The sequence below is a fragment of the Streptomyces sp. NPDC059092 genome, assembly GCF_042756365.1.
In the GTDB taxonomy this organism is placed as follows: domain Bacteria; phylum Actinomycetota; class Actinomycetes; order Streptomycetales; family Streptomycetaceae; genus Streptomyces.
Genome location: NZ_JBHZEJ010000028.1, coordinates 78,800 through 90,485, shown reverse-complemented (window position 1 = coordinate 90,485; position 11,686 = coordinate 78,800). Strand labels below are relative to the sequence as shown.

The following is an 11,686-nucleotide window of genomic DNA, read 5'->3' as shown; positions in this document are numbered from 1 at the left end:
GGTTGATAGGCCAGATGTGGAAGACCGGTAACGGTTGGAGCTGACTGGTACTAATAGGCCGAGGGCTTGTCCTCAGTTGCTCGCGTCCACTGTGTTAGTTCTGAAGTAACGAACGGCCGTGTTGTCATCCGGTTTGTTTGGATATCTTCATAGTGTTTCGGTGGTCATTGCGTGAGGGAAACGCCCGGTTACATTCCGAACCCGGAAGCTAAGCCTCACAGCGCCGATGGTACTGCAGGGGGGACCCTGTGGGAGAGTAGGACGCCGCCGAACAATTATTGTGGGAATGCCCCGCACCTTCTGGTGCGGGGCATTTCTGCGTTCCGGACCCGTTTACGCTCGACGTCATGCGCTACGAACTCGTCAGCTACGAACTCGTCATCTTCGACAACGACGGTGTCCTCGTCGACAGCGAGCGGCTCTCCAACACCATCCTGGCTGGCTACCTCACCGAGCTGGGCCACCCCACCTCCTACGAGGACTCCCTGCGGGACTTCATGGGGGCCGCGGTGCATCGCGTCCACGACCTCGTACAGGAGCGGACCGGGCAGCGGCTGCCCGCGGACTTCGACGAGGTGCTGCACGCCAGGGTCTTCGCCGCCTTCGAGCGGGAGCTGACGCCGGTCGACGGCGTCGTCGAAGTGATCGAGAAGCTGGCCGCCGGCGGAGTGCCGTACTGCCTCGCCTCCTCCGGGAGCCATGAGCGGATCCGCGTCGGGCACCGGAAGACCGGTCTCGACCGGCTGTTCCCGCACAGCAACGGCAACGGCAACGGCAGCGGTGAGGGCGGCGGCGCGGGCGAGGACGGGACGGACAACGTCGTCTTCAGCGCTCAGGACGTCGGCCGGGGGAAGCCCGCGCCCGATCTCTTCCTGCACGCCGCCGCGCGGATGGGCGTCGCCCCCGAACGGTGTGCCGTCGTCGAGGACAGCCCCCTCGGGGTCCAGGCCGCCCAGTCCGCGGGCATGGACGTATACGCGTTCACGGCGATGACGCCCGCCCGGAAACTGCCCGGCGCCACCGGATACTTCGCGAAGATGGCGGAACTGCCCGGGTTGCTCGCCCGATCCGTTGCCTGATCCACCTACCCATGGGTAGACGGGCGTCCTACGCTGTCCGGCCATGACAGATGTGCGGTTGCGGCACGGTCGGTTCTCGCTGGCGCTCAGCTTCTTCGTCCAGGGGGTGAGTTTTGCCCTTCTGGTGACGCGTATCCCCGCCATCCAGGACCGCTACGGGATATCCGACGGTCTCCTCCCCCTCTTCCTCGCCGCCGTGCCCGTGCTGGCCGGCGTCGGCAGCGTCGCCACCGAGAAGCTGGTCGCACGGGTACGGCCGGGGCTCGTGCTGCGCTGTTCCCAGCCCGTCGTCCTGCTGGCCCTGCTCGGCGTCGGAGCCGGTGACGCCGTGGGGCAGCTCGCGCTCGCGCTGGGGGCGTTCGGGCTCTCCGTCGGCGCGCTGGACGCTTCGATGAACATGCTCGGCGTCAGCCTCCAGCGGGCGTACGGGCGCAGCATCATGCTCGGCTTCCACGCGGCGTTCAGCCTCGGCGGCATCGCCGGGGCCTCGCTCGCCTGGGTGGGGGCGCACGGGCATCTGCCGTTGCTCGTGTCGTACCTGCCCGTCGTGGTGGTGCTGTTGCCGGCCGCGCTCATCGGGTCCCGCTGGTACGTGGACGCCGGGAAGGCCGACGCGACGGAGGCGGGCGGCACGGGAGAGGCGGGGGAAGCCGGGAACCGCACGCCGGTGGCCTTCCGGGTGTTGCTGCCGCTCTGCCTGGTCATGTGCTTCGCGTACATCGGTGACTCGACCGTCTCCAACTGGAGCGCCAAGTACCTCCAGGACGTGCTGGGCAGTTCGGAGGAGCTCGCGACCGTTCCGTACAACGCCTACATGGTCACCACGCTGCTGGGGCGCGCGGCCGGGGATCTCGGGGTGCGGCGGTTCGGGTCCGTGGTCGTCGTGCGGTGCGGGTCCCTGCTGGCGGGGGCCGGGTTCGCCGTGGTGGCGCTGGCTCCGGGGGCGTGGACGGGGATCCTCGGGTTCACGGTGCTGGGGCTCGGGCTGTGTGTGATCGTGCCGCAGACGTTCGCGGCGGCCGGGCGGCTGTTCCCGGGGGCGAGCGACGCGGCCGTGGCCCGGCTCAATGTCTTCAACTACGTGGGGTTTCTGGTCGGGTCGCCCCTGGTGGGGGCGTTGGGCGACGCCTGGAGTTATCGCGGGGCCATGCTCGTGCCGATGGTGATGGTCCTCGTGACACTGGTGTACGCCCGCTCGTTCGCGGCGGAGGAGGACCGATACGGTGGCGGGCATGAGCGGCCGCGCACGGTTGATGTGGGATGACGCAGTCACGGCGTACGACTTCGGGCCCAGCCACCCGATGGATCCGGTCCGGCTGGCGCTGACCATGGGGTTGGTGCGGGCGTACGGGCTGGACAGAGCGGTCGACGTCGTCGCGGCGCCGCCCGCGGGGGACTCGACGCTGCGGCTCGTCCACCGCCAGGAGTACGTGGACGCGGTACGGCGTGCCTCGCTCGACCCGCGGGCCGCCGAGACGTCGTACGGGCTCGGTACGGTCGACGATCCGGCGTTCGCGGGGATGCACGAGGCGTCGGCGCTGATCGCGGGGCAATCGGTGGGCGCGGCCGAGGCGTTGTGGCGCGGGGAGTGCGCGCACGCGGTGAACTTCTCGGGCGGCCTGCACCACGCGATGCCGGCGGCCGCGTCCGGGTTCTGCGTCTACAACGACGCGGCCCTCGCGGTCGCGCGCCTGCTGGAGCTGGGCGCGGAGCGGGTCGCGTACGTCGATGTGGACGTGCACCACGGGGACGGTGTGCAGGCGGCGTTCTGGGAGGACCCGCGGGTGCTGACGGTGTCGCTGCACGAGCATCCCCGGACGCTCTTCCCGGCCACCGGCTGGCCGGAGGAGACCGGCGCCGGTGCGGGTGAGGGCGGTGCGGTCAATGTGGCGCTGCCGGCGGGGACGGGGGACGAGGGGTGGCTGCGGGCGTTCCACGCGGTGGTGCCGGAACTGCTGGCGGACTTCCGGCCGCAGGTGCTGGTGACGCAGCACGGCGCCGACACGCACTTCGAGGATCCGCTCGCGCATCTCGCGGTGTCGCTGGACGCGCAGCGGGCGGTGCAGGCGTCCTGCCACGACCTGGCGCACGAGTACGTCGACGGCGGGCGGTGGCTGGCGCTCGGCGGGGGCGGGTACGCGGTGGTGGACGTGGTGCCGCGGTCCTGGACCCATCTGGTGGGGATCGCGGCGCACGCGCCGGTCGATCCGCTGTCGGAGCTGCCGGAGTCCTGGCGGCACGAGGTGTACGCGCGGACGCGGCAGCGTGGGCCCGGGCGGATGACGGACGGGCGGACGCCGGCCTGGCGGTCGTGGGAGTCGGGGTACGACCCGGCGGACCGGCTGGACCAGGCGGTGCTGGCGACGCGGAGGGCCGCGTTCCCGCCGCGGGGGCTGCTGGCGTAACGGCCGTGTCCCGCCCCGCGGCCGGTAACTGGGCTCCGTAGCACCGTTTGTCGCCCGCCGTGCCGATTCGTAGTGGTCGTTACGCCAACCGTGCGGTCTGTCCGGGGTTCCGCCCCATCACCAGGGGCGAGGCGGGAGCATCGGTGGGGTGTTGAGCACCGGTGCCCTGCGGGCGCATCTTCTGGCGGCCAGGCTGGCCGGTCCTGTGGCGACGTCGCGGGAGGAGAGTCTGCGGAGTTACCGTCTCTTCGCCGCGCGGGATCCGCGGGTGACGATCGGAATCGATCCCGAATGGGCATGGGACGAGCGGGACTTGCTCCGTCTGATGGCCGACAGGTGCGGGGTGTCGCGCGATTTCGATCATGTGTCGGGTCCTGATGTGATTGATCCGGAGCTGACGCTGCGGGCGCTGGCCGCGTTCGCGGAGCGCCTCGGCGAGGCGGCGGCCCGGCGGATTCCGGTGTTGCTGGGTACGGGGCATCCGCACCGTCTGCTCGGTTTCTACGCGGGGTTGGCAGACGCTTTGTCGGCGGCGGGATGTCTCGTCCTCACCCCCGCGCAGGGGAGATGTGTCGACATAACGACCCGGTTCGGGGTACGCACGTACAACCTCGACTACGTACGGGGAGTCGCGCTGGTGCGGGAACCCGGCGCGCGGCGCGCGGGGCGTGAGACCGGCGCACACACTCATTCCCCGCTGCCGGTTCGGGCCGTTCTGGAGGCTCTGGCGGAGGCCGGAGGGCCGCTTCCCGAGCTCGTCGTCGGGGACCACGGCTGGGTCTGCGGGGCAGGTCAGCTCGGTATCGAGGCCATCGGTCTGGCGGACACGGACGATCCCGCGCTCTTCGTCGGGGAAGCGGAGGGGCGGGTGTCGGTGGCCGTTCCGCTTGATGACGCCGTGCGGTCCGATTACTACCTGCCGCTTACTCGCTATGTACTCAATCGGGCGTGTCTGTCACAGTAGGCGGCCGGAGGCTGCTCCTCTTCCCCACTCGCATCACCCGCCCCTAGTCTGGGATGTGAGCGCACAGCGACGAAGAGTTACCGGAGGGGAAGCCGGTGGCCGTCGGGTGCGGAAGGTACAGGTGGATCATGGTTGCTGGCGAGAGGCCTCTCAACGAGGTCAAGTTCCTTACCGTGGCGGAGGTCGCCTCGGTGATGCGAGTGTCGAAGATGACCGTGTACCGCTTGGTGCACAGCGGTCATCTGCCGGCGATCCGGGTGGGCAGGTCCTTCCGGGTTCCGGAGCAAGCGGTTCACGAGTACCTCCGCGAGTCCTTTGTGGGGGTCGAGTCCGCGTAGTGCTCGTGACCGGCGGCGTTCGGTCCTCCATGGCTTGTCGGAGGGCCGATGCCACCGGGGGAGGGGGACCGGGTTTCCCTCGGATTACGTCCCTCACTCGGCGGCGGGTAGGCTAGGCCGACGTAGGTCGTGTGGGCCCAGACGCCCCGCACCGAGTAAAGAGAAGTGAGCGAGGGTAGTCGTGGGCTCTGTTATCAAGAAGCGGCGTAAGCGGATGGCCAAGAAGAAGCACCGCAAGCTGCTCAAGCGCACCCGCGTTCAGCGTCGCAACAAGAAGTAAGTGCGATAGCTGTACGCGCATTCGTGGCCCTTTCACCGACATGGTGGGAGGGCCACGGTTGTTTGTCGGTCAAAAGTGGAGCGTGGCGGGTCCCGCGGTCGTCACATCGCGACGGCCACCCGCTACGGTGACGTGGCGGATCCCGAGGTCCGTGGCGGATCCAGAGGTCTGAGGAAAGGCGCTGATCTTGGGCAAGGTCGTGCTCGTGACCGGGGCGGCCCGGCAGCTCGGCGGCCGTTTCGTACGGCGCGTGCAACGGGAGCCCGGGGTGGACCGGGTGATCGCCGTGGACGCGGAGACCCCCGGGCACGCTCTCGGTGAGGCGGAATTCGTCCTGGCGGACATCCGCCGGCCCGCCATCGCGCGGGTCCTGGCTGAGCACGCGGTCGACACCGTCGTCCACCTCGATGTGACGGGCACTCCGCTGGGGACGGGCGGCCGGGCCGCGGTCAAGGAGACCAACGTCATCGGCACGATGCAGCTCCTCGGCGCTTGTCAGAAATCGCCGGCTGTACAGCGGCTGGTGGTGAAGTCCAGTACGAGCGTCTACGGCTCGGCGCCCCGGGATCCGGCGGTCTTCCTGGAGACCACCCCGCCCAAGTCGCTGCCGAGCGGCGGCTTCGCCAAGGACGCGGTGGAGGTCGAGGGGTACGTACGCGGCTTCGCGCGCCGCAGGCCCGACGTGGCGGTCTGCGTGCTGCGCTTCGCGAACATCCTGGGGCCCTCGGCGGACTCCCCGCTCACCGAGTACCTGTCCCTGCCCGTCCTGCCGACGGTCTTCGGCTACGACCCCCGGCTCCAGTTCGTCCACGAGGACGACGTGCTCGACGTCCTGCTGATCGCGTCGGAGGCGCCGCGGCGCGGGACGCTCAACAGCGGCACGTTCAACGTGGCCGGGGACGGCGTACTGACGCTGTCGCAGTGCTCGCGGCGGCTCGGACGGCCCACCGTGCCCGTGCCGCTTCCGGCGGTGACCTGGGTCGGTACGGCCCTGCGGACGGTCGGGGTGACGGACTTCTCGCCGGAACAGATCCGGCTGCTGACGCACGGCCGGGTGGTCAGCACCGTCCAGATGCGCGAGACACTGGGCTTCGTGCCGTCGTACACGACCGCGGAGGCGTTCGCGGACTTCGCGCGCGGCCGGGACGCCGGCCTGCTGCCGCCGGAGGCGGTGGGCCGTACCGTCGACCGTCTCTCCACCCTCGTCAGCAAGGAGCGCCCCGGACATGGCTGATGCCAAGGTCATCCCCTTCGGAGAGGAGCCGAGGTCGCGGCGCGGTGGCGGCTCGGGCGGCGGCACGGGCTCGGGCTCCGGCGGCGGCCGGCGGCAGCACCACGGCAAGGACGGCGCGTCGCGGCGCGCTCAGGGCCCGCTGACGCCCGTACCCGAGCCGCGGACGGGCGACGGCCCCGAGGACGCCGAGCGGGCCGCGACGGGGGAGCCCGGGACACCTGTGCCGGCCGCGGAGGACGGCGGGCGGGGCTGGGAGCGGCGGCTCGCGGGCGGGCTGGCGTTCCTGCGCCGGAGGGTCACCGGCGAGTACGAGGTCGACGAGTTCGGCTACGACAAGGAACTGACCGACCAGGTCCTGATGTCGCTGATCCGGCCGCTGTACGAAAAGTACTTCCGTGTCGAGGTGAAGGGCATCGAGAACATCCCGTCGGACGGCGGGGCACTCGTCGTGGCCAACCACTCGGGCACGCTGCCGCTGGACGGGCTGATGATGCAGGTCGCCGTCCACGACAACCATCCGGCGGACCGGCATCTGCGGCTGCTCGCCGCGGACCTGGTCTTCGTACTGCCGGTCGTCAACGAGCTGGCGCGGAAGGCCGGGCACACGCTGGCGTGCGCGGAGGACGCGGAGCGGCTGCTGCTGGCCGGTGAGGTCGTCGGGGTGATGCCGGAAGGGTTCAAGGGGCTCGGGAAGCCGTTCGGCGACCGGTACAAGCTGCAGCGGTTCGGGCGGGGCGGGTTCGTCTCGACGGCGCTGCGGGCGGGGGTGCCGATCGTGCCGTGCTCGATCGTGGGCGCCGAGGAGATCTATCCGATGATCGGCAACGCGCGCACGCTGGCGCGGTTGCTGGGGCTCCCGTACTTCCCGGTCACCCCGACCTTCCCGTGGCTGGGCCCGCTGGGTGCGCTGCCGCTGCCGACGAAGTGGACGATCCAGTTCGGCGAGCCGATCCCGACGGACGGCTATCCGCCGGAGGCCGCGGAGGATCCCATGCTGATGTTCAATCTGACGGACCAGGTCCGCGAGCAGATCCAGCACTCGCTCTACAAGCTGCTGGTGCAGCGGCGGTCCGTCTTCTTCTGAGCCGGCCCCGTACGAGCTGTCCTCTGCCGGCGTACCGGGACGGGTGGGATCGGGATGGTCATCCGTCTGCCCGCCCGCCCGGTACGCCGGGTCGAAGACCTGGTCGCCTCTAGTCGGCGTCCTCCGCCTTGATGCCGAGCCCTGGGAGCAGGTCGGGCAGCAGGGGCGGGATCGTGATGTCCGGGCCGGGGCGGTCGGTGCTGTCCTTGGCGTTCTCGGACGGCGAGGGAGTGACGCTGTTCTGCGGCGGGTCGAGCAGGCCGCCCGTACCGCCGCCGAGCAGGCCCTCGTCGGACGAGGTGGCCGAGCCGGGGCTCGACGGGTCGGGCTCCTCCTCGGTGCGTGCGGAGCCGCTGTCCGTACCGCCGCTCCTGCTCGGGGTGGCGGGTGAGGGGTGGGCCTTCTCGGGGTGGCCGCGGCCGGTGGAGTCCTGGGTGGAGCCGGGGCGGGCGGGGTTCTGGTGTCTCTCCGGTGGCTTGGGCAGGAGGGACTGGAGCGGGGCGACCTCTTGGTCTATGGCGTCGAACACCGAACTCACCTCGTTGCCGACGTCCGTGAGCTGTACGGGCAGCCGGTCGCGCAGCCCGTTCCAGCTCTGGCGGTGCGCGGCGGAGAACGAGGAGAGGGTGGCGATCGGGCCGAGCGAGCCGTCCCGTTCGTAGGCCTGGTGGAGCAGCCGGTGGCCCTCGGTGACATCGTGCTTCATTCCGCCCAGGGTGCGGCGGATCTCGCCCAGGGACTCGTGGTCCAACTGGCCGGAGCGGCCTCGCTCCATCAGCCGGCGCGCCTCGCTGAGCCGGGTCGAGGCGTGGTCGAGGTACAGCTCGCCGCGGTCGGACTCGTCGCCCGCCAGGTTGAGCTTGAAGTCCTCCATGCCGCGCTTCAGCCCGTACAGCGAGTCACCCGGCAGGGCGTCGGAGCTGGCCGCGGCCACACCGCTGAACGCGCCCGCCGCCACCCCGACCGTGAGCCCGCCGGCCGCGAGCCCCTTGGACCAGCGGGATCTCGGCCGCAGTTTGCGCAGCCGGGAAGCGCGGTGGGCACCGCGGCCCGACCTCCGCTGCTCGGGCACCGTGGGGCTCGGCCTCGCCTCCCCCGCTGCTGCGCCCTCCAGCAGCATGGCCTCCATGGCGGCGACGAGCTGAGCTCGCTGCACCACTTTGACCTCGGGGTCCAGCGTGGGTTTCGGTAGTTCACCGAGACCACTCGCCAGGGCCAACAGCCGCCCCTGTCCGGCCGGTTCGGCCGAATCGGCGGGCTGTTCGGCCGCCGTGCCCTGAAGCGTCCGGTCTTCCAGGGTCTGGGCGAAGGCGTTCGCCCGCCGGTGTGCCGATACGTTCGCGATCACTGGCGGCACCTCCTCTCGTCATGACGATCGACTCCCCTGGGGGTCCGGAAGGTTGCACGCCTTGAGCGCATCCACACGAATGAGTGAGTGGCTGCGGGCATGGCGTGACCGCAGGGAGCCTGCATCCCGCACAACGAGCGGCGCGGCACTTGGGTTACGGACGAAGGATGATCGGACCAGCGCGTCATCGAGGCGTCACCGACTGTGAGTTGGGTCCGTGGCGAGGGCGGGCATGAGGGTGGAGGGAGTGGGGATGGAGGTCGGGTGTGACCGTGGGGGTGGGGTGCGCGGGCCGTCGGGAGGCCGGTCGGGAGGCCGGGAAGCCGGCCGGGCGGCCTCCCGACGGCTCCTCGCGGTGGTCAGCGGGCGTCTTCGGGGAGCAGCCGGGCCAGGGTGCGGACGGCCCGGTACTGCAACGTTTTGATCGCTCCTTCGTTCTTGCCCATGACCCGGGCGGTCTCGGCGACCGAGAGGCCCTGGAGGAAGCGCAGCGTGACGCACTCCTGCTGCTGGGGGTTGAGTTTCCGTACGGCTTCGAGGAGGGCCGCGTTCGAGAGGGACTCCAGGACGGAGTCCTCGGGGCTGCGTTCGACCTCGTTGGCGTCGAGCATTTCGCCGGTGGTCACTTCCAGCCGGAAGCGGCTCGACTTGAAGTGGTCGGCGACCAGGTTCCTGGCGATCGTGACCAGCCAGGCGCCGAAGTCGCGGCCCTGCCAGGTGAAGGTGGAGATGCGGCGCAGGGCGCGCAGAAACGTCTCGCTGGTGAGGTCTTCGGCGGTCGCCTTTCCGCCCACGCGGTAGTAGATGTAGCGGTAGACGGTGTCGCTGTACTGGTCGTACAGCCGGCCGAAGGCTTCGGCCTCACCGGCCTGGGCGCGCTCGACCAACTCCATCATGCGGGCGCTGTCGCTGTCGGCGCTGGGCCGGCGTGCGGTGGTCGGGGCGGCGGAGTTGCTGCGGCCGCCTCGTCTGCTGACGGCCGCACCACCACTCGCCAGGGCGTAGCAAGGTCCGATAGGGCCGCTCACGGCGGGCGCCGGTGCGGCGAGGGCGGGGACGGCGTACGCGGTGGGGACGAAGCCGCGCAAGCGGTCGAGGACCGTTGCGCGGAGCGTAGCCAGGCCCGAGGTGTCAACCCCGACGTGTGGGTACACGGGACTCCCAGAGGCAGAGCTTCCATCACGTGCAGTGCGGGACCGTTCACTCGTCGTGGCGACGCGTGGGGTCCGGTATGCGTCTGAGGAGAATAACGCTTCGTACAGGCAGTGCTACACCCAGTTGCTCAAATCATCGATTACGTCGCTTCAGTGCCGCCTAGGAGGCGGATCTAGTAGCACATCGTGACCATTTATTGATCAGATTGCGTCAAGATCTGCTTGCTCTCGTGATGGGTTGTGCCTGAGTGACGGCGTGCGGACGTGTGTGCGGATGCGCGGACGGCCCCGCGGGTGTTCCCACGGGGCCGTCCGTTGTGGCGAATGTGCCGGCGAGCGTGTCGTCCTGTTGACGGGGCGTCGAACGCGGTTGACGGGTGCCGGGCCGTTCGGGGCCGGGCGTCAGCGCCGGCGGCGGTGCAGGGCGACCGCGGCGGCCGTGCCGCCGGCGAGGGCGCCCACCCCGGCCGCGGCGGGGATGCCGACCTTGGCCGCCTTGCGGCCGGTGCGGTAGTCGCGCAGCCGCCAGTCCAGTTTCCGCGCGTGCTTGCGGAGCTTGGCGTCCGGGTTGATCGCGTACGGGTGTCCGACCAGGGAGAGCATCGGGATGTCGTTGTGCGAGTCGCTGTACGCGGCGCAGCGGTCCAGGTCGAAGCCCTCGGCGGCGGCGAGGGCGCGAACGGCCTCGGCCTTGGCGGGGCCGTGCAGCGGTTCGCCGACGAGCCGGCCGGTGTAGACGCCGTCGACCGACTCGGCGACGGTGCCGAGAGCGCCGGTCAGGCCGAGGCGGCGGGCGATGATCGTGGCGGTCTCGACGGGGGCCGCGGTCACCAGCCAGACCTGCTGGCCGGCGTCCAGGTGGGCCTGGGCGAGCGCGCGGGTGCCGGGCCAGATGCGGTCGGCCATGTACTCGTCGTAGACCTCCTCGCCGATGGACATCAGCTCGGAGACGCGATGGCCCTTGACGATGGACAGGGCGCTCTCGCGGGCGTCCTGCATGTGGGCCGGGTCCTCGACGCCGGCGAGCCGGAACCAGGTCTGCTGCCAGGCGAACCGGGCCAGCTCGCGGCGCTGGAAGAATTTCCGCTTGTACAGGCCGCGGCCGAGGTGGAAGATCGCGGCGCCCTGCATCACGGTGTTGTCGAGGTCGAAGAAGGCGGCGGCGCGGTCGTCCCCCGGGACGGGGAAGTCGGGCGCCTGGTCGGCCGTGCCGGTGGCGGATGTCTTGTCCTGCGCGCCTCGCGCTTCCTGCGTGGACTTGAGCCCTGCCTCGGCTGCGGCCTCGCCTGCGAGCACGCTCCTCGCGGTGGCGGAGCGCTTACGGGGGGTGAGCCATCCCAGTGCGGCCATAGCGTGAGCATAGCCATTCTGTTCGGTGGTTCCGGACGGGTGCGGAGGACGACGGGTGAACTCTCCGTGACCGGTGTGCTAATGCGGTGATCATGCCAATGAGGCTCTGCTGTGGACAACCGGCGGGTCACGGCGCCCGGCGGGCGGAGAATGGGGCCATGAGTCCTTTGCTGCGGCGTGCGACGAAGAAGAAGGCCGACGAGCGGGTGGTGACGCTTGTCTCGAAGCCGGGGTGTCACCTCTGTGACGACGCCCGCGCGGTCGTCGAGGCGGTCTGTGCCGAGACCGGTGCTTCCTGGGAGGAGAAGGACATCACGCGGGACGAGGCGCTGCACCGCGCGTACTGGGAACAGATCCCGGTGGTCCTGGTCGACGGAGAGCAGCACACGTTCTGGCGGGTGGACGCGGAGCGGCTCCGGCGCGAACTGGGGGCGTGACGCGAAAGGCGGT

Annotated in this window: 12 protein-coding genes and 2 rRNA genes; 11 read left to right on the top strand and 3 right to left on the bottom strand. The window is 70.4% G+C overall.

What is annotated here, in order from left to right:
- The 10 genes from ACFXPL_RS18555 to ACFXPL_RS18510 all read left to right on the top strand — a co-directional run.
- A 23S ribosomal RNA gene (locus ACFXPL_RS18555) occupies positions 1 to 74 on the top strand; the annotation flags it as partial.
- Between the two features lie 82 nt (positions 75 to 156).
- Positions 157 to 273, top strand: a 5S ribosomal RNA gene (gene rrf / locus ACFXPL_RS18550).
- A 74-nt stretch (positions 274 to 347) separates the two neighbouring features.
- Positions 348 to 1,079 (top strand): HAD family hydrolase, encoded by a 732-nt coding sequence (locus ACFXPL_RS18545; RefSeq protein ID WP_384920063.1) that lies wholly within the window; start codon positions 348 to 350, stop codon positions 1,077 to 1,079.
- A gap of 43 nt (positions 1,080 to 1,122) precedes the next feature.
- Entirely contained in the window at positions 1,123 to 2,343 is a 1,221-nt protein-coding gene (locus tag ACFXPL_RS18540) for an MFS transporter (RefSeq protein ID WP_384920060.1), read from the top strand.
- Entirely contained in the window at positions 2,312 to 3,484 is a 1,173-nt protein-coding gene (locus ACFXPL_RS18535; protein ID WP_384920058.1) for an acetoin utilization protein AcuC, read from the top strand. The genes ACFXPL_RS18540 and ACFXPL_RS18535 overlap by 32 nt, the downstream gene beginning before the upstream one ends.
- A gap of 148 nt (positions 3,485 to 3,632) precedes the next feature.
- Entirely contained in the window at positions 3,633 to 4,448 is an 816-nt protein-coding gene (locus ACFXPL_RS18530) for a phosphatase (RefSeq protein WP_384920055.1), read from the top strand.
- A 128-nt stretch (positions 4,449 to 4,576) separates the two neighbouring features.
- Positions 4,577 to 4,786: a helix-turn-helix domain-containing protein gene (locus ACFXPL_RS18525; RefSeq protein ID WP_158575903.1), complete on the top strand. Its 210-nt coding sequence runs from the start codon at positions 4,577 to 4,579 to the stop codon at positions 4,784 to 4,786.
- 181 nt (positions 4,787 to 4,967) lie between these two features.
- Complete coding sequence (locus tag ACFXPL_RS18520) at positions 4,968 to 5,066, top strand: 30S ribosomal protein bS22 (RefSeq protein ID WP_003948845.1); 99 nt, start codon at positions 4,968 to 4,970, stop codon at positions 5,064 to 5,066.
- 187 nt (positions 5,067 to 5,253) lie between these two features.
- A complete protein-coding gene (locus tag ACFXPL_RS18515) occupies positions 5,254 to 6,300 on the top strand; it encodes an NAD-dependent epimerase/dehydratase family protein (RefSeq protein ID WP_384920052.1) in 1,047 nt (348 codons plus the stop codon).
- Positions 6,293 to 7,384 (top strand): lysophospholipid acyltransferase family protein, encoded by a 1,092-nt coding sequence (locus ACFXPL_RS18510; RefSeq protein WP_384920049.1) that lies wholly within the window; start codon positions 6,293 to 6,295, stop codon positions 7,382 to 7,384. The genes ACFXPL_RS18515 and ACFXPL_RS18510 overlap by 8 nt, the downstream gene beginning before the upstream one ends.
- Positions 7,385 to 7,493: 109 nt before the next feature.
- Here the strand turns inward: ACFXPL_RS18510 and ACFXPL_RS18505 are convergent, their stop codons facing one another.
- The 3 genes from ACFXPL_RS18505 to ACFXPL_RS18495 form a co-directional block, all read right to left on the bottom strand.
- On the bottom strand, positions 7,494 to 8,732 hold the full coding sequence (locus tag ACFXPL_RS18505; RefSeq protein ID WP_384920047.1) for a DUF5667 domain-containing protein: 1,239 nt from the start codon (positions 8,730 to 8,732) through the stop codon (positions 7,494 to 7,496).
- Positions 8,733 to 9,091: 359 nt separating this feature from the next.
- Positions 9,092 to 9,886, bottom strand: coding sequence for an ECF subfamily RNA polymerase sigma factor, BldN family (locus ACFXPL_RS18500; RefSeq protein WP_384920044.1), 795 nt, complete (start codon positions 9,884 to 9,886; stop codon positions 9,092 to 9,094).
- A gap of 402 nt (positions 9,887 to 10,288) precedes the next feature.
- Positions 10,289 to 11,236 carry an HAD family hydrolase gene (locus ACFXPL_RS18495; protein WP_384920041.1) on the bottom strand — a complete coding sequence of 316 codons (948 nt, stop codon included), beginning with the start codon at positions 11,234 to 11,236 and terminating at the stop codon, positions 10,289 to 10,291.
- A gap of 158 nt (positions 11,237 to 11,394) precedes the next feature.
- Between ACFXPL_RS18495 and ACFXPL_RS18490 the strand changes: the two genes are divergently transcribed.
- On the top strand, positions 11,395 to 11,673 hold the full coding sequence (locus ACFXPL_RS18490; protein ID WP_384920039.1) for a glutaredoxin family protein: 279 nt from the start codon (positions 11,395 to 11,397) through the stop codon (positions 11,671 to 11,673).
- The last annotated feature ends 13 nt before the right edge of the window (positions 11,674 to 11,686 follow it).